Here is an 18,055-nt window from a genome sequence, read left to right as displayed (position 1 = left end):
CTCTAGAGATGGGTTTTTTATGCGTGACACTTAAGTTTGAGATTATTTTTCTTGTTGAGCTTTCAATAGATCGCGGATTTCAGACAGCAACTCTTCTTCTTTGGTCGGTGCTGGTGGCGCTTTAGGCGCATCTTCTTCCTTGCGTTTTAGGGTGTTAATGGCTTTTAAACCCATAAAAATGGCGAAGGCGATAATCGTAAAGTCGATAATAGTCTGAATGAATTTGCCATAGGCAATGACAACAGAAGGCGCATCACCTTGAGCTGCTTGTAGCACTATGCTCAAATCACTAAAATTCACACCACCTAGGATGATGCCAATTGGTGGCATGATGACATCGGCCACGAAGGACGAGACGATTTTGCCGAATGCGGCACCTATAATAATACCAACGGCCATGTCGATCACATTGCCACGGGACGCAAAAGCCTTGAACTCTTTAATTAAGCTCATTAGGTTTCCTCCAAAATTGAGATTAAATGTTAAATTTTATTGTGCAAACTGTATCAGGAAAACCTAAGGTCTTTTGCAGCCTGTTACCTTGCCAAGCTTATAGGGGCTTATGGATTAAGGCAATTCTGACATAGAGGATTTATCCTCAAGGCAATAATTTACACTTTACAAAGTAACAATTGTTACTGTTTGGGGTATTCGATTTATTCATCTAGATCGGCATGGCCGATAAAATCAGGGACTTCTAAGACTTGCGATCCCCAACGTTTAAATAGGGAGCTATAGATGAATTCGATAAAGACGCGGTATTTTCGCGGTAGATACGCCCGCTGTGGATAGCTAAGCACTACCTTAGTTTGCACCATTGGATAGTCATCTAGTAGCGGGATTAAATCGCCTTTTTCTAATGCGACTTGGGCTATGATGGACGGCACCGCTGTGATCCCAAGCCCCGCAATGGCGGCCTCGCGAGCGAGGGTGACATTGTTTACCGTCAGTTGAGTCTTGGGCTCGGCGACAATCCAAGTTTTACCATCGAATAATTTCCACGCACCTTCGATATGCGCCGACTGCAAGCGAATCGCTTTATGTTTTGCTAAGTCCTGTGGCACTTTGGGTGTTCCATGGGCAGCTAAATAAGCTGGGCTTGCCATGAGCGATTTATGGGCGTTGACTAAGGCATAGCTTTGCAGGCGAGTGTCACCCGAATCGGCAATTTGAAATAACAGATCTATGCCTTCTTCTATTACATCAACCTTTCGATTGGTGAGTTCAGCCTCTATGGTGATTTCGGGATAAAGCGTTAAAAACTGCGCGAAAATCGGCCCTAAAAACAATTGGCCTAATTCAATTGGGCAGACAATTTTTAGATTGCCTTTAATCAATTGCTGTTGGGCGCTGAGCTGATTTTCGGCGCTCTGCAGATCGCTGAGGATCTTATTGATCCTGTTGTAATAACTCGATCCTGCTTCGGTGAGTTTTAGGGCTCTCGTGGTGCGAAAAAGCAGTTGTGTGCCGGTATCGGCTTCGAGCTCGGCTATCTTGCGACTGACGGTTGCCTTAGTGAGCCCAAGGGCTTTAGCTGCGCCAGTAAAGCTGCCTTGCTCGACCACTTGAGCGAAAATTTGCACGCGATTTAGATCCATCATTGTTACACCTGTGAAACAGTGGGTTGATTTTTTACTGACTAATAAACTTAGTGAGACAGTAGTACACTAGATATCACTAATCAAGGAGTCATTCATGTCCAAAAGTAAACTCATTATCGCCGTTCCACTGTTACTCGCTGCAGTTGCGGGAGGCGGTTATTACTGGTGGACACAGGTACGTTTTATCGAAACCACTGATAACGCTTATGTTGAGGCCGATATTTCCCATATCAGCGTGAAAGTACCCGGCTACGTTGTGTTAAGCGATGTAACCGATAACCAGCATGTGCAAAAGGGTGAGTTATTAGCTCAGCTAGAAGATAACCAGTTTAGTGCCAAAGTGAGTCAAGCCGAAGCCTCACAGGCGAGTGCGAAGGCGGACTTGCAAACCTTAGCTGCAAAGGTGGAGTTGCAACGGGCGTTAATCACTCAAGCCAGCGCAGGCGTGGTGGCGGCAAAGGCCGATAAAATACGGGCACAACAACAATTGAGCCGTTCAAAAAAGCTTAAAGTCAGTAATTACAGCTCCCAAGATGATGTCGATCAACTGCAAGCAGGATTTGATTCTGCCGCCGCCCGTCTCGATGAAGCTCAAGCCGTGTTAGTGGCAAAGCAACGTGAGTTAGCGGTTTTTAATGCCCAATTAGATCAGGCGGGTTCTGTGGTTGAACAGGCCAATGCGACTTTAGAACTGGCGAAAATTCAGTTAAATGATACCCGTGTGACCGCACCTTTTTCTGGGGTGATTGGTAAACGTGGCGCTATGGTGGGGCAGTACGTGCAGCCCGGCCAAGCACTCTACAGTTTGGTTCCGGATGGGGCTGTGTGGATCACGGCGAACTTTAAAGAGACCCAGATCCAACATATGCAACCAGGACAGTCGGTGCAGGTCAGTCTCGATGCGTTTCCCGACAAAACCTTTATAGGTGTTATCGATAGTCTGTCACCGGCGTCCGGAGCCAAATTCAGTCTACTGCCTGCGGAAAACGCCACAGGTAATTTCACTAAAATCGTGCAGCGTATTCCCGTGCGTATTCGCTTAGATTTGTCTGAGGAAGAAGCACACATGCTACCGGGCTTAAGTGCGGTCGTGAAAGTGGATACGGCGTCGGGTACTGCAATATCGGCAATCGCTGCAAATACAGGTCGTTAGTATGAGCGCAACTGGCTCTATCACTGCGTCTGCCGATATGGAGGCGCAGGGCATCAGTGTACCTAGAAAGCCTACCGATTATGAGCGTGGCAGTCGCCGTTCATGGATTGCGGTATTTGGTGGTTTGATCGGCGCCTTTATGGCGATCCTCGATATTCAAATCACTAATGCATCGATGAAGGAGATTCAAGGCAGCCTTGGGGCAACGCTCGAAGAAGGCAGTTGGATTTCAACCGCGTATCTGGTTGCTGAGATGATCGCGATCCCGCTTTCTGGCTGGCTCAGTACGGGATTGTCGGTCAGGCGTTATCTGTTATGGACCACGGCCGCCTTTATCTTTGCTTCCGTACTTTGTTCTATGGCGTGGAACTTAGAGGCCATGATCGCCTTTCGGGCGCTACAGGGCTTCTTTGGCGGTGCGCTTATTCCGCTGGCCTTTAGGCTTATCCTTGAGTTTTTACCCGATAACAAGCGTGCCGTCGGCATGGCGTTATTTGGCGTGACGGCGACCTTTGCGCCTTCAATCGGCCCGACCTTAGGCGGTTGGTTGACTGAGCAATTTAGCTGGCATTATCTGTTTTATATCAATGTGCCACCGGGTTTGTTGGTGATGGCCATGTTGGCCTACGGTTTAGAGAAGCAGTCGGTCGTTTGGGATAAGCTGAAGAATGTCGATCTGGCGGGCATAGTCACTATGGCGCTGGGGATGGGTTGCCTTGAAGTGGTGCTCGAAGAAGGTAACCGCAAGGACTGGTTTGGTTCAGAACTCATTCGTAATCTGGCCATTATTGCCGTCGTGAATCTGGTGTTATTTGTTTGGATCCAGTTAAGGCGTAAAGAGCCGTTAGTGAATTTGCGCCTGCTCGGTAAGCGTGATTTTGTGCTCTCTACCGTGGCGTATTTTTTACTGGGCATGGCATTATTCGGTGCTATTTATTTGATCCCGCTTTACCTATCACAAGTCCATGATTACACACCGTTAGAAATTGGTGGTGTGATTATGTGGATGGGATTTCCGCAGCTATTGGTCTTGCCCTTAGTGCCGAAATTGATGGAGCGCTTCGATAGTCGTTATCTCGCTGCCTTTGGCTTTTTAATGTTCGCTATTAGCTATTACATGAATAGCCAGATGACCGCAGATTATGCCGGACCGCAGATGATCGCCTCGCAAGTAGTGCGGGCATTAGGTCAGCCTTTTATTCTGGTGCCAATTGGAATGCTTGCGACCATGCATTTAAAACCCCATGAAAATGCCTCGGCATCGACGGTATTAAACGTGATGCGTAACTTAGGTGGTGCTTTTGGTATCGCGCTGGTGGCGACCCTGACTGACACTTTGTCGCGCGGGCATTTGGCTCATATTAAGGAATCTTTACCCGCAGTGAGCACACAAGCACAGGATTATTTAACCCAAAGCGCAAGCATGTTGCAGGCGGGAGGTTCAGATCCCTATACCGCTGCCGCGCAGGCGAAAGCTTTACTGGGCAAAACCATGAGTCAGCAAGCTTATATTCAGGCCTATAACGATGTGTTTTACATCATGGGCGCTCTGCTACTCATCGCCGTATTCGCTGTGCTGCTGATCCGTAAACCGACAGGGCCTGTGGCCCACGATGCCATGGTTGAGTAATAACGTTTTTCGTTATCCTGTTGTTGCCATAGATTTCCCCAGATCTATTGGTTTGCGCAACAGCTTTGTGCCTTAGTCCTCACGGATTAAGGCGCTTTTTTATGGTCTTTATGCTGTGGTAGACTCAAAGCTCTTTTTCGATGATTTGCAGAGGGATATCGTTTGCAGTGGCAAAATCTTACATTTAATCAATTAAATGCCAATAGGCTATACGACATATTGAAGCTAAGAGTCGATGTGTTTGTGGTAGAGCAGACCTGTGCGTATCCAGAGCTTGACGATAAGGATAGGCATCCAGAAACCCAGCATTTATTCGGCTTATCGTCAGACGGGGAACTGCTTGCCTACGCGCGTATTTTACCGCCGGGGTTGAGTTATCCAGAGGCGAGTATCGGCCGTGTGGTGGTATCGCCAGCGGGTCGAGGCAAAGGGCTAGCCATGCCTTTAATGCAGCACGCCATCGAATCTGCACTGACGACATGGCCCGACGCGGGGATCCAAATCGGGGCTCAAGATTACCTCAAAGCTTTCTATCAAAAACTCGGCTTTGTCGCCTGCTCTGAGATGTACTTAGAAGATGGTATTCCCCATTTAGATATGCGCTACCAATCAGCATAAGCGGCTATCAATATGAGTTATCTACATCAATTATCAACATAAACGATCAACAAAATCTTGGCACATAAACATTCAATATTAAGCCAATAAGGAACCGAGATGTCGATTTCAACGGACTATAGAATCAATCAACAACAAATTGCCTGCGTGGCGAGTTTTCTGGCTAAAGAGGGCAAAACCGAAGCGCTAATCGCTGCGCTCGCGAGCCTTATTCCTGATACGCGCCGTGAAGCGGGTTGTATTCGTTACGAACTCAATGTGAGCCGTGATGAACCACGTCGCGTGACGTTTGTAGAGAAGTTTGTCGATATTGCCGCCTTTGATGAGCACTGCGCTAAAGATGCAATTCAACACTATTTCCACCAAGTGATGCCCGAATTAGTCGAGTCATACCATGTGGAAACCTATCATCAAGTGATTGTTTAGCCATGAGATAAACGATTAGGAGCTTGCAGTGTTGATTAATGCTATCGAGCCAGTATTTAGATCTCTATCCGAATGGATCTCATTGATACTGCAAGTGACTAATGGCCGCAGCTGGAACCATTGCACTTTAACTCTTTAGTGCTAAAAGGCGTATTAGGTAAGGATAAGGCGAAATTGCTGGCTTAAGTTGCATTTGTCATCAATGTACCTGGTATTTATCTACGACAAGAATGACAAGCTGGACTTTGATTGTTTGACTTCACTGGGATTAATAAAGCTGCCTTGCTACTTTGCTTAATTGAACCCATTTTAACTTCATCGCAGAGTGAGTTTTATATCCATTCCAATCTAAAAAGCCGAGTGGTTTATCACTCGGCTTTTAATATATCTTAGATATCGCTTTATTTAGTGAAAAACACTAATGTCCAAGGGACTACGTATGCTTGGAGTACTGTGATCACGCCAATGAAAGTACAGAAAAATAGACTGTGCTTTAGCGTAAAGCGGAAAAGATCTGATTCTTTACCCGCCAATCCCGTTGCAGCGCAAGCAACGGCAATAGATTGTGGCGAAATCATTTTGCCCGTTACTCCTCCCGTAGTGTTTGCGGCGACTAATAACTCCGGTGTTACACCTATTTGGTTTGCTGTATTGGCTTGCAGCGCACCAAATAGGGCATTTGATGAGGTGTCTGAACCTGTTAAAAACACCCCTAACCAACCTAAGAATGGTGAGAAGAAGGGGAATGCCACGCCAGTGCCTGCGAGCACGAGTGCTAAGGTTGAAGATAGACCTGAATAGTTTGCAACAAAGGCAAATGCTAATACTAATCCAATTGACAATATCGGGAATTTTAATTCAATTAAAGTGTCTTTAAAGGATGTCAGTGCATTACTTACTGACATTTTAAGGACCACAATTGAGATCATTGCTGCGATTAAAATGGCTGTTCCAACAGCGCCTAATAAATTAAGTTTATATATTGCTGCATAAGGGGTTTCCTTAGCGACAATAGGCGCACTTTTGATAACGAGATTATGTAAGTAAGGTACTTCAATACTGATAGTGGCAAAACTTAATGCCAGTTGTACATCTTTAAGACTCCACAGGGTTACAATCGCCGTGAGAATAATAAAGGGAGACCATGCTTTAAATATCTGGCTATTAGAAAAAGTAGACTTAGGGGTAGTAATTCTTTTTTTCATTCCTGAGAAATTGAATATTTCTTTTGGTTGCCAGACTTTTAAAAATAACGTTAAACAAATTAGACTGACTAACGCCGAAGTAATATCGGGTAATTCGGGGCCGATAAAGTTTGAGGTCAAAAATTGGGTGATCGCAAATGAAACGCCTGCTACTAATGTTGCGGGCCAAGTTTGACGTATTCCCCTGATGCCATCCATCATTGCGATGAGCCAGAAGGGGACAATAATCGATAATATTGGCAACTGACGGCCAGCGAGTTGTCCAATATGGAATGGGTCTAGTGATGAAACCTGGCCCGCTACGATAATTGGGATACCCATAGCTCCAAAGGCGACGGGTGCCGTATTTGCGATTAAGCAAAGTCCTGCTGCATACAATGGATTGAATCCAAGCCCGACAAGTAACGCAGCTGTAATAGCAACAGGTGCCCCAAAACCCGCAGCACCTTCGAGGAAGGCTCCAAATGAAAAGCCAACCAATAGCATTTGTAATCGTTGATCTTCCGTGACTGAGATGACTGACGAGCGAATAACCTCAAATTGACCTGTTTTAACGGTGATTTTATATAAAAATACTGCGGTAATAATAATCCAAGCAATCGGCCATAGCCCATAACTAAAACCATATATAGCAGAAGCAAGCGCGATACTAATAGGCATTTTGTAGGCGAGTATCGCGACTGCTAAGGCAATTAATAAGGTTAATGCCCCAGCGATATAGCCTTTAAGTTTTAACACAGTTAAGGCTAGGAAGAAAAACACAATAGGCAGTAAAGCAACCATTGCGGTTAGCCACAAGCTACCGAGTGGCGTGTATGTTTGGGTCCAGGTCATAGGGAGGTTTCCGTATTGTTATAATATGTTGATAAATCGTGTTGCAGCCGCAACATAGCAGATACTAGTGTTTAGTGATGTAGGATCAATCTTAAATGTTGCAATAAGTGATATGGGTCACGAGATGTGTTGATAAATGATGGCGGGGAAATACCTAAATAATAATCAAGTAAAATATTGACTGTTTTAGCTATATTCACCAAACATCTAATTTAGGTTGTATTAATATTTGTTGTGTTATCAAGATTATTTTTTGAGTCGTGAAATTAACTAGAGTATTGTGATTTTATGAAAAACTAGGCTGTACTTTTTTAGTTTTTTGGTAGTGTTTATAACAGATGGTTTATAAATATTTGTTTATATTTATATATAGAAATTAATAGCAATCAATGCAATGCAACTAATAATGCAGTTATCTTATTGTGGCATGAATTGAGCTATAGATGTTGCCATACTCTTGTCTATGAGTTTGCTTGGCTGGAAATTTACCTTGCTATATGTGGCTGTGAGTATGACAGTAGGTTGAAATTTTTAATTTTGCAGCACAGTTCGTTGAGGAAGTAACATGAAACAAGTCAAAGTATTAGGCAGTGGTTGCGCTAAATGTAGCAAAACCGCTGAGATGATTGCGGACATATCAGAAGAAATGGGTGTGGATGTGATTGTAAAAAAGGACACAGATCCTCAAAGCCTATTGAAATTTAAAGTGATGAAAACCCCTGCGGTAGTGATCGATGGTGAGCTCATACATAGCGGCTCAGTACCGACGCGCGATGAAGTTGAGGGGTGGTTAAGGGACTAGAGCTCGCTGACTCGCTGAATAGTTGCACGGAGTATGCTCGTTAGAAAGCGCTTAAGCTAAAAATGCACACCATTGTCATCCTGAATCCTTGGCAATGGTGGTGTAATATCATCAGTATACGATTAATGATATTAAATATAATGTGTTTAAAAATAATGCATTGATGCTTTGTGTAGTCATTTTATTATGGGGTTTTATTGGCTACTGTTTAGTCAGCATTGCATTATCTGGGCGAGTTTATTAAGTCTATGTTGTATGAGGTTGTTTGCAGATTTCGACTTCTTTTATCAGTATCACTGCTATGATTTTGATTCAGTGACCTCGTCAAGTTGCGGGATGAGTGCCAATGCAAAAGTGGCTTAGGGTATTAACACGTTTCTACAGTTGGTTATTTTTTACTGCACGTCTGTTTCGTTTAGGGCTTTTTCTAACGCTAAGTTTATTCGTTTTGCCTTTGTTTGCTGCTCAAACATCTCCCGGATTAACCCAAGTGTTAACGCCCGCTACGGATTGGAAAAACTCCGCTTATATCACCCAAGCATTTAGTGAAGTCGCCCTACAAAATGAGTATGACCTTGCTAAACATAGCGTGCGTAAGTGGCGCATACCGGTACGAGTGTTTATTGAGCATCAAGTGGGTGATAAGGCGCTGCACACTCAATTAGTGTTGATGCACTTAACACACTTAGGCAAGATCACCGGCCTCGATATTCAACGGGTAGATACGCTCTCAGAGGCGAATCTGCACTTAGTGTTTACCCGTCAATCCCTATGGGCAAGTGAGGTGATGCGCTTAATGGGACCGAGCTCGGCGAAAAATGTCCATGGCTCTGTGTGTATGGCAAAATTTGCTCTCAATTCACGGCAAGAGATTGAACGTGCTTGGATTATTATTCCTGTAGATCAAGCCAAAATGCACGGTAAGTTAGTGGCTTGCGTAGTGGAAGAGATAACCCAAGTGCTTGGTTTACCCAATGATTCAGAGAAAGTATTTCCCTCCATCTTTAACGACAAAACCCCGCAGGACTTACTCACTGGGCTCGATTTCATTTTGCTTAAATTACTCTATAGCCCAAGTATTAGCGCTGGAATGACGGCCGCAGAGGTCAAACAGCCTTTGCAGATTTTGCTCGAACAATGGCTGCGCGATGGCACTATTGCTAACGCTGGCAAAACGGTACGTCAAGGTCAGTTGTACCCATTGTTAGGTTATTGATGACTAAGCATTACAGCTAAAGTTGACATTGCTCGCACGTGACTAATTAATCCTTTTTGTTTTAGGAATAAGGGCATAGTCTATCTTTATATGAGATAAACACCTTGGAGGGACACCATGCGAATGACATTGCAGTTTTTAGGGGCGACAGAGGAAGTGACGGGTTCGTGTCATTTACTCTCGGTTGATCATGAACACTTATTGCTCGACTGTGGTTTGATCCAAGGCGGTAAGTCTGATGAGTTGCGTAATCATGATCCCTTCGCATTTGATCCTGAGTCTATTTCTGCTGTCGTGCTTAGCCATGCCCATATCGATCATTCTGGGCGTTTACCACTTTTAGTCAAAGCGGGTTTTGATGGGCCTATCTACACCCATAAAGCCACGGCAGAGCTGTGCGCCATCATGCTCAAAGATGCGGCTATGCTGCAGACCCGCGATACCGAAAGAGTCAATAAAAAGCGTGCTAAACATGATCTTGAACCCCTAGAACCGCTATTCACCGTTGAAGATGCTGAACTCGCGATAACTCAATTTGTACCATTGGAATATGGTCAAGTGACTCGGGTTATTCCCCATGTGGATATTTGCCTCTCAGATGCAGGGCATATTTTAGGTTCCGCCTTAGTCGAGTTGTGGTTAGGTGAGGGAAAATCACAGAAGAAAATCGTCTTCAGTGGCGATCTTGGCCGTGCAGGTATGCCGATTTTACGTAATCCTACCTTAGTGGATTCGGCAGATTTAGTCTTAATGGAAAGCACCTATGGCAATCGTTTTCACCGCAGTTGGACGGATACCTTAGCCGAGTTGAAAGCCATTTTTGCTAAGACAGTCAACGAGAGCCAAGGCAATATATTGCTCCCCGCTTTTTCGGTTGGACGAGCACAGGAGTTATTATATCTATTTCATTTATATGCTAAAGAATGGGATCTCGGCCGTTGGAAAATCTGCCTAGACAGCCCGATGGCAATTGAGGCGACACGCGTCTACGTTAATAATTATCCGCTGATGGATGAGGACTTTAAACGCTTTACCCGCCAACATCCTGGGCAGCATCCACTGTTGTCGAATGTCGAATTTATCCAAACGACCGAAGAGTCGATAGCGCTGAACGATGTGCATAAGGGATTGATCATTATCGCAGGGAGCGGCATGTGTAACGGTGGACGTATTCGTAGCCACTTAGAGCATAATCTATGGCGCCCAGAATGTGATGTGATTATTTGTGGTTATCAAGCGCTTGGAACACCGGGGCGCGCCCTCGTCGATGGCGCTGAGGAACTGTCTATTCATGGTAACAGCATTAAAGTAGCGGCTAAGTTACACACAGTGGGTGGACTTTCAGCCCATGCGGATCAAGCAGAGTTATTACGTTGGTATCACCATTTTGAAGGCCAGCCGCCGTTAATTTTAGTCCATGGAGAACCCGAGGCGCAGCATGGATTAGTCGATGTGATTAACCAAGATCCTCAGACTAAACCAAAGGCTATAGCAATCGCGACTCAGGGTGACCGATTGGATTTAAATGCGCTGCCGCAGTTAGTGTGGAAGCCTTAAAAGATTTGAAAGTGCAAGTTCAAAAGTTGGGTGGAAATGCCATTATCTTCTACACGTGTGGCAAAGCGAGCTCGCGATGAGTTGTATTTTGAATGTAATGGTGAAGGTTTTTCTATCGAAGATTAGCGTTTAGTTTTATAAAAAAGCTCACATAGTTGTGAGCTTTTTTATTTTAAATCAAGCAGGTTACTGTATTAGTCAGAGTTGTTGTCAAATTCAGTATCATCGAGTAACTCAAAGGTCGGGACGACATTCGGTACGTCTTTAAATAAGCGAGTGAAATGGCGCTGTACACCTTTCAAATCGATTCCTGCTAAACCTGATGCAAAACCAAACCAAGCATAAAGGCCACTAAAGTTATCAAACATAGGCGGTAGATATTTAGGCGTAGTCAGAATGCCCTCTTGGCAAGCTTGGTATAACACGGGGATATCTTCGATCGCCAATTTACCGAGGAATAGCATAGGGATGAGTTCAGGAAGGCCTGAGGTGATGGCGCTGCGGATAAAGTTAATGTTTTCCACATAACCACGCACATAGGAAATATCCTTAGTGAAGAAACTGCCGCCTTCCACCATGCCCCCACGGAAAACCCTTTGAGTGACACGGTAACTGTCTGTCGCACTTAGATTCAATCCTCTGAAATAATTGAATACCTCTATAAAGTCAGCACCATTTTCAGCCATATCGACCGCGGCAACACGGTCACTAATTCGCCGAGCCCGTCCTGGATTTGAGCTTAGCGTCAGCATTTCCAGTAAAACGGCTAGACCTTCTTGGGTTGCTGCTACGCGCGGAGAACCGACACTGAGCCAAGTGGCGTGGGGTTGAGCTCGGCCGTTTAGCGTTGTGCCGACATGCACCCAACCTTCGTGAACTTCATATACATTAAGATCCGATTCGCTGAACATTGCTTTGCTATTGAGCTTAACAGTGTCGCCACCGACTGCAGCGTCAGAGACGATACCGTCACTAAGGCGTACACGCATATCATCGCTATGAAAGTACTTTTCTAAACGTTGGCTGAGCACGTTAACCGCTTCTGGCGCGCTAATAATTTTAGGGTGGTGTTTATTCATGTGCCTCGCCGCGGGCAGCGAGAAAATGTAGCTGAGTTTATCGCCTAACTGGCGCAAGGTATGGCGATCGCCATGCAGTTTATGGCTAGCACTGCCGTACAATTCTTGGCTGAGCTTACCAAAGGTTGGCGTGCCTCTGTTCCCCAACATATCGATGACAAGGCGATACTGATCGACGTTTGCCACTAATATTTTGCCGAGTTTGTCTCGTTTACCCAAACGTCTATGGATGTCCTGCTTTAGGGAGGCTAGCTCAGCTTGGGTTTTAACAGGATCAAAAGGTAAAGCAATGTTTTGATAGAACTCTTGCTTGATAGCCGGAAGTACCGTGCCCTTATTGGATAGAAAACGCTCTTCCATTTCCCGCGGCCATTTAATGGCATCTAAGATTTTTATTGGCGTTTGAATGCGAATTAATTCATCGGAAAAACGGCGTAGATCTTGTTGATATTGGGCTAACGACTCAGACATTCCCGTATATCCTGCAGGTAATTTCAGCGAGAGAGATGTGGCTAATCATAGCCTTAAACCTCATTTATTCATATTGATTCGCAGGCTAGCTGAGAAATATACCGATTAAATAAATTAGCTGTTATCGATTTTGTGAATCATTTTGGTGCACTTGTTACAATTCTAGCGCTATGTCTATGGGACATAAATAAGTAACCATCTGTTTAATAATATTTTATTGATATGACATTAAAGCTGCTTTGTTCTTGATATAGAAATAGATTGATTGGAGCAAAGCATGACAGCGATGAGTTATTTGAGTGTGTTAAGGCTGAATGCTTGTTAATCAAAACTCAAGCCGACAAGAGTGGTAAAAATGACTGTGATGACGCGATTTTAAATCTGGAGGTTAGTGAGCTAAAGCAGAGTCACACCCAGCATTATTGGCTGGGTGAGATATTCGATTTTAGTGGGCCAAAACTCAGTGAGTTCGAAACAAATGATCACCGACTGAGATCATCATCCCATCATTTTGACCACTAGATAGCGAGATAGAATTGGCTAGAAAAAATCGTCATCTCCTAATGCACGTTTTAACTCCGCCCGCTCGAGGTAGTCTTCTAAACGCTTTTTGACTTCGCGTCTATGCTGCATTGCCTCGGCGGCTTTGCTGTTTCTTGGTGTGGTCATTGCCTCAAGTTCAGTATCGTTGGGCACGACTTCAGTAATATGAGCCATAACGAATTCCTCTTGTTGTTCCTAACGACTTTCTAACTAAAAAGAGTATGGTAGAAAAGCAAATAATTTTGTGAGTTAGGGTGAAAAATTCTTCCCGTGAGTCGGATGATTCAGCTTACCGCTGTTTTGCGTAGGCACTAGACTGCAATTGAATATTTGATTAATTTAGTTTTTGCTTATTTTGTGATTAAGAGCACGGTATCGTCATAGATATATTCGCGTTAATTCCGAGTTAAATAGTAGGATAAACTTGAATTTAGTCATAATTACAACAACACTTGTACCTGTGTTTGTTGTTAATCGTTTGCTAGGGAATTGGCTTACATGGACAAGGATCAGTTTTCTAAATCACTCCCCCCATCTAATAATATCTACTTTAGCGTGCTGAGCTCTAGCTGGCTGATGATAGTGGCTGCCTTACTTTTCATGGGGATCTCTTGGTATGTGCTTGAGCAATATCTTAGGGATAGAGGTGAAGAGCGTTTCGAAAATAGCGTTCAAGAATTAACAGAAGCCGTGAATCGCAGAATGCTTGCCTATGAGCAAGTCTTACGTGGTGGCGTTGGCTTATTATTATCCTCGAGTAATGTGACACGTCAGGAATGGCAAACTTATGTCATCAATGCTCATTTATCTGAGTATTACCCAGGTTTTCAAGGTTTTGGCTATGCTCAGTTACTTCAACCTGAAGCATTAAGTGCGCACATCCAACAAGTTCAAGCTGAAGGTTTTAAAGACTATAAAGTTTACCCAGAAGGAACGCGTGATCAGTATTGCGTGATTGTGTACTTAGAACCCTTTGATTGGCGTAATCAAAGAGCCTTGGGTTATGACATGTGCTCCGAGTCTAATCGATATAAAGCCATCACTCGCGCTATTACCACTGGACTGCCGACAGTTTCTGGCAAAGTCGTATTAGTTCAAGATACTTCTGATGATGCGAAAGCGGGCTTTTTAATGTATTTACCGCTTTATCAAGGCACCACAACAACAGAGGCTGAGCGTAAACAGCACGTGTTTGGACTTGTGTATGCAGCGTTTAGGATGGATGACCTCATGCAAGGGATTATGGGGGAGCGATTCTCAGGCTTGAAACTTGCCATTTATGAAAGTCCGCAGGCAAGCGCTGACAGTCTAATGTTTACCAGCAGCAAAGTGGCCCCGAATGAGCAGGATGTGTTTTATCACTCACAGACTGACTTAGTTGGAGGGCAGTTGTGGCGCTTAGACATTTCATCACAATCGCGTTTTATCTCGAGAGCGGAACAGACCCAAGGTATGTGGCTCCAATTTATCGGTTGTGGTTTTATTTTGGCATTGTTTTACTCAGTGTTAATTATGGCGCGTAATCGATATAAGGAGTCTTTACTGACTTCAGAGTTAATTGCTAACGAAAAACGCTTTAGATTAGTAATTGAAGCCTCTCCAAGTGCGCTATTTATGGTGGATAAATCTGGATTTATTACTTTAGTGAATACCCATGCTGAACGTTTGTTCGGCTATACCAGAGACGAGTTACTCGGTCGTTCCATCAATATGTTATTGCCCGAAACCCTGAGGGATGCTCATCAGCAGCACATGAGTAACTATTTAGTGCAGCCTATTGCGAAAAATATGTCGATGCGGGATGACCTGTTTGGCTGTTGTAAAGATGGCAGTCGACTCGCAATTGAAGTGGGGTTGACGCCTATTCATTTTAGTAATGGCATTTCTATTCTCGCAACAATTAACAATGTCTCTGAACGTAAACGCATTGAAGTTCAGCGTGCAGAACATATGCTTGAGCTTGAGCGTATCAATCAAGAATTAGACAGGTTCGCCTATATTGCTTCCCATGATTTGAAATCCCCCTTACGTGGTATTGAGCAGCTAACCTCTTGGTTGTCTGAGGATTTAGTCGATAACACCAATGAAAATGTACAGAAATACCTAGGGCTTATCCAAAGTCGTATTCATCGAATGGTGTTATTACTCGATGGACTATTGATGTTTTCTCGGATTGGTCGTGTCGATACAGAAACCACTGAAGTGAAAAGTCGGCAACTGGTTGAAGACATGTTCGCGCTCGTCGCGCCGCCACAGGGATTTGAATTAGTCCTAAAAGGTGAATTTCCGAATTTTTATACCGTAAGACCATTGTTGGAATTAGTTATACGAAATTTAATCAGTAACGCCATAAAACACCATGACTTAGGTACAGGTGTGATTACGGTTTCATGTGAGGCGGTTGATCAGCAGTATCGATTCAGTGTGATAGATGATGGTCCGGGGATATCAAGCTCATATCATGAAAAAGTCTTCGAGATGTTTCAAACACTTAAACCAAGGGATGAAGTTGAAGGCAGTGGTTTAGGCTTATCACTTGTGAGGAAAACGGTTGAAAGTTTAGGTGGAGAGATTCAGCTCAAATCGCAGGGCCGAGGTTGTTGTTTTTGCTTTAGTTGGCCTAAGAAAATAGTGAAAAAGGAGCTTCTATGAGCGCAGCAAATCACTATCAACAGGTCACCATTTTATTGGTTGATGACGATGACGTGGATTACATGGCCGTGCAGCGGGCGATGAGACAATTGAGGTTACTCAATCCCTTAGTGCGTGCTCGGGATGGGATCGAAGCATTAACTATTCTAACGAGTTTAGACACGATCAAAGGTCCGTATCTTATTTTGCTCGATCTTAATATGCCAAGAATGAATGGGTTTGAGTTCCTTGAGCGAATACGTTCAGATCCTTCTCTTTCTTCGTCTGTCGTTTTTATGCTCACCACGTCGAGTACCGATGAAGATAGGATGAAAGCCTATAGCCATCATGTGGCTGGTTACATGGTTAAAACTGATATGAAAGACGGTTTTAACAATATTTTTAATATGCTTGAAGGTTATTGGCGAATAGTGGAGCTCCCATCCGCATAAGGTGAGTATATGGATTTACTACTGATCGATGATGATGAAGTTGATAGAACTGCGATCATCCGAGCACTCAGACAGTCAAAGTTGACTTTTAATGTGGTCGAAGCAAATTGTGCATTTGATGGTTTAAATCTCGCATTAGAACGTCATTTTGACGGTATTCTATTGGATTATTTATTACCCGATGCTAATGGCTTAGAAGTGTTGATCAAGCTCAATGCCATGACGCAAGACCAGACCGTAGTCGTGATGCTGAGTCGCTATGAAGATGAGAAACTGGCTCAGCGCTGTATTGAACTAGGGGCACAGGACTTCTTGCTTAAAGATGAGGTCAACTCGCGGATACTAACCCGTGCAATTCGTTATGCGAAACAAAGATCTTCAATGGCGTTGGCGTTACGTAATAGTCACCAAAAACTAAAAGAGCTAGCTGAACACGATTCGTTGACTAAGCTGGTTAATCGCTATGGTTTTGAACTTTGTCTTAATCGAGCGATAGCAAGGGCCAAACGTTGTCACGACTATTTAGCCGTTATCTTACTCGATTTAGATGATTTTAAAGCGATCAATGACACTCTAGGCCATCAGACGGGGGATATTCTTTTAGTTAAAGTAGCCGCTCGATTAAGTGAAGTACTACGAGATGGCGACATTATTGCCCGTTTAGGTGGGGACGAATTTGTCGTGCTAGTCACTGATAATGATTATAAATATTTCCCTATGATTGTGGCTAATCGATTGTTAAAAGTGTTTGAGGACGTGTTTTGTCTCGGTGATAACGATGTGCTTATTGGTGCCAGCATCGGCGTGGCTTTTTATAATGAAGCGGCTTCGAACAGTTCTGAGCTGATGAAATGTGCCGATATTGCCATGTATCGCGCTAAAAAAATGGGCCGAAACCAAATTCAGTTTTACTCAGAAGCTTTAGATAAAGAGGTGCGTTACCGTAATCATATCGAGTCGAGTTTGCGTACTGCCTTAAAAAGAAATGAATTTAAGGTTCATTATCAAGCGCAAGTGAATGCGAAAACCCATCAGCTGGTGGGGATGGAAGCCCTTATCCGATGGCAGCATCCTGTAGACGGCATTATCACCCCAGATCAATTTTTACCCATAGCCGAAGAAATTGGATTAATGGAGGACATTGATGATTGGGTGCTTGAACAAGCCTGTATTCAGGCACAGGTTTGGTTAACCCAATTACAGCCAACAGGGAGAGAATTTACCATTGCCGTTAACCTGTCTGCATCGCAAATTGGAAATGAGAACCTGTTTGATAAAATAGCGAATACGCTGACTAAGACAGGACTTCCTGCTGTAGCATTAGAGCTTGAAATTACTGAGAATTGCCTTATTGAAGATCCCCATGAACATGCCAAAATGCTCGATAGAATCGCAGAGTTAGGGGTGCGTTTTGCCCTTGATGATTTTGGGACGGGTTTTTCGTCCTTAGAACATATCAAATTGTTTCCCATTAGCGTGCTGAAAATCGATAAAAGCTTTGTCGCTTCCTATGATAAGGATGATAAAGACACTCGTTTGCTCGCTGCATTACTTAACTTCGCCCATGGGTTTAATGTCATATCAGTAGCTGAGGGCGTTGAAACGATTGAGCAGGCTGAGTTTTGTACTTCTCGCCATTGTACTGTATTACAAGGTTATTTGTTTTCTCGTCCCTTAGATGCAACGGAGTTTGAGGCTAAGTATATTCTGCCGCTGTTAACTTAAACCGAGTTCCGAGTGTGATAGGTCTTGAAGTATTTCATTAGCATAATGATTTCGTCTGGTGAGGAATATTTTCTTGCTTTACACTGAGCTATAGACAAATATCAGCTCCTTT

Annotated in this window: 15 protein-coding genes and 1 pseudogene; 11 read left to right on the top strand and 5 right to left on the bottom strand. The window is 43.9% G+C overall.

The features are described from left to right. Window positions 1-42 precede the first annotated feature (42 nt). Entirely contained in the window at window positions 43-453 is a 411-nt protein-coding gene (gene mscL / locus KO537_RS15050; protein WP_105250328.1) for a large-conductance mechanosensitive channel protein MscL, read from the bottom strand. A 203-nt stretch (window positions 454-656) separates the two neighbouring features. Then, the gene (locus KO537_RS15045; protein WP_168827308.1) at window positions 657-1,601 is read right to left on the bottom strand and encodes a LysR family transcriptional regulator; all 945 of its coding nucleotides are present in this window, start codon (window positions 1,599-1,601) and stop codon (window positions 657-659) included. Window positions 1,602-1,695: 94 nt separating this feature from the next. On the opposite strand from KO537_RS15045, the gene KO537_RS15040 reads away from it, so the two are divergent. From KO537_RS15040 to KO537_RS23175, 5 genes and pseudogenes are all read left to right on the top strand, one after another. Next, window positions 1,696-2,754 carry an HlyD family secretion protein gene (locus KO537_RS15040; protein ID WP_219234765.1) on the top strand — a complete coding sequence of 353 codons (1,059 nt, stop codon included), beginning with the start codon at window positions 1,696-1,698 and terminating at the stop codon, window positions 2,752-2,754. 1 nt (window position 2,755) lies between these two features. Then, window positions 2,756-4,384 carry a DHA2 family efflux MFS transporter permease subunit gene (locus KO537_RS15035; protein WP_173247733.1) on the top strand — a complete coding sequence of 543 codons (1,629 nt, stop codon included), beginning with the start codon at window positions 2,756-2,758 and terminating at the stop codon, window positions 4,382-4,384. A gap of 162 nt (window positions 4,385-4,546) precedes the next feature. Beyond that, window positions 4,547-5,002 (top strand): GNAT family N-acetyltransferase, encoded by a 456-nt coding sequence (locus KO537_RS15030; protein WP_105250325.1) that lies wholly within the window; start codon window positions 4,547-4,549, stop codon window positions 5,000-5,002. A gap of 99 nt (window positions 5,003-5,101) precedes the next feature. Next, window positions 5,102-5,428 carry a putative quinol monooxygenase gene (locus tag KO537_RS15025; RefSeq protein ID WP_173247731.1) on the top strand — a complete coding sequence of 109 codons (327 nt, stop codon included), beginning with the start codon at window positions 5,102-5,104 and terminating at the stop codon, window positions 5,426-5,428. 28 nt (window positions 5,429-5,456) lie between these two features. Then, window positions 5,457-5,555 (top strand): annotated as a pseudogene (locus KO537_RS23175) (radical SAM protein); the annotation flags it as partial. 274 nt (window positions 5,556-5,829) lie between these two features. Here KO537_RS23175 and KO537_RS15020 read toward each other — a convergent pair. Further along, a complete protein-coding gene (locus KO537_RS15020) occupies window positions 5,830-7,467 on the bottom strand; it encodes a lactate permease LctP family transporter (RefSeq protein WP_219234764.1) in 1,638 nt (545 codons plus the stop codon). 565 nt (window positions 7,468-8,032) lie between these two features. On the opposite strand from KO537_RS15020, the gene KO537_RS15015 reads away from it, so the two are divergent. From KO537_RS15015 to KO537_RS15005, 3 genes are all read left to right on the top strand, one after another. After that, window positions 8,033-8,269, top strand: coding sequence for a thioredoxin family protein (locus tag KO537_RS15015; protein WP_028761824.1), 237 nt, complete (start codon window positions 8,033-8,035; stop codon window positions 8,267-8,269). A 346-nt stretch (window positions 8,270-8,615) separates the two neighbouring features. Continuing rightward, window positions 8,616-9,485 (top strand): DUF2927 domain-containing protein, encoded by an 870-nt coding sequence (locus tag KO537_RS15010; RefSeq protein WP_173247629.1) that lies wholly within the window; start codon window positions 8,616-8,618, stop codon window positions 9,483-9,485. Between the two features lie 117 nt (window positions 9,486-9,602). After that, window positions 9,603-11,042 carry an MBL fold metallo-hydrolase gene (locus KO537_RS15005; RefSeq protein ID WP_173247626.1) on the top strand — a complete coding sequence of 480 codons (1,440 nt, stop codon included), beginning with the start codon at window positions 9,603-9,605 and terminating at the stop codon, window positions 11,040-11,042. A 194-nt stretch (window positions 11,043-11,236) separates the two neighbouring features. On the opposite strand, the gene KO537_RS15000 is transcribed toward KO537_RS15005, so the two are convergent. Both KO537_RS15000 and KO537_RS14995 read right to left on the bottom strand, forming a co-directional pair. Continuing rightward, window positions 11,237-12,592, bottom strand: coding sequence for a flavohemoglobin expression-modulating QEGLA motif protein (locus KO537_RS15000; RefSeq protein WP_105250320.1), 1,356 nt, complete (start codon window positions 12,590-12,592; stop codon window positions 11,237-11,239). 540 nt (window positions 12,593-13,132) lie between these two features. Further along, window positions 13,133-13,309, bottom strand: a complete 177-nt coding sequence (locus tag KO537_RS14995) for a hypothetical protein (protein WP_006079984.1) — start codon at window positions 13,307-13,309, stop codon at window positions 13,133-13,135. A gap of 324 nt (window positions 13,310-13,633) precedes the next feature. Between KO537_RS14995 and KO537_RS14990 the strand changes: the two genes are divergently transcribed. Genes KO537_RS14990 through KO537_RS14980 form a run of 3 tightly spaced genes read left to right on the top strand, consistent with a single transcriptional unit; the run spans window position 13,634 to window position 17,943 of the window. Further along, the gene (locus KO537_RS14990) at window positions 13,634-15,787 is read left to right on the top strand and encodes a CHASE domain-containing protein (protein ID WP_173247621.1); all 2,154 of its coding nucleotides are present in this window, start codon (window positions 13,634-13,636) and stop codon (window positions 15,785-15,787) included. Next, window positions 15,784-16,218 carry a response regulator gene (locus KO537_RS14985; protein ID WP_105250317.1) on the top strand — a complete coding sequence of 145 codons (435 nt, stop codon included), beginning with the start codon at window positions 15,784-15,786 and terminating at the stop codon, window positions 16,216-16,218. Before KO537_RS14990 ends, KO537_RS14985 begins: the two co-directional genes overlap by 4 nt. Before the next feature lie 9 nt (window positions 16,219-16,227). Then, on the top strand, window positions 16,228-17,943 hold the full coding sequence (locus tag KO537_RS14980) for a GGDEF domain-containing response regulator (protein WP_131523939.1): 1,716 nt from the start codon (window positions 16,228-16,230) through the stop codon (window positions 17,941-17,943). Window positions 17,944-18,055: the final 112 nt, after the last annotated feature.

The organism is Shewanella sp. NKUCC01_JLK (assembly GCF_019345615.1).
In the GTDB taxonomy this organism is placed as follows: domain Bacteria; phylum Pseudomonadota; class Gammaproteobacteria; order Enterobacterales; family Shewanellaceae; genus Shewanella; species Shewanella oncorhynchi.
The sequence above is the reverse complement of the archived record's forward strand: the minus strand, read 5'-3'. Positions and strand labels throughout refer to the sequence as shown.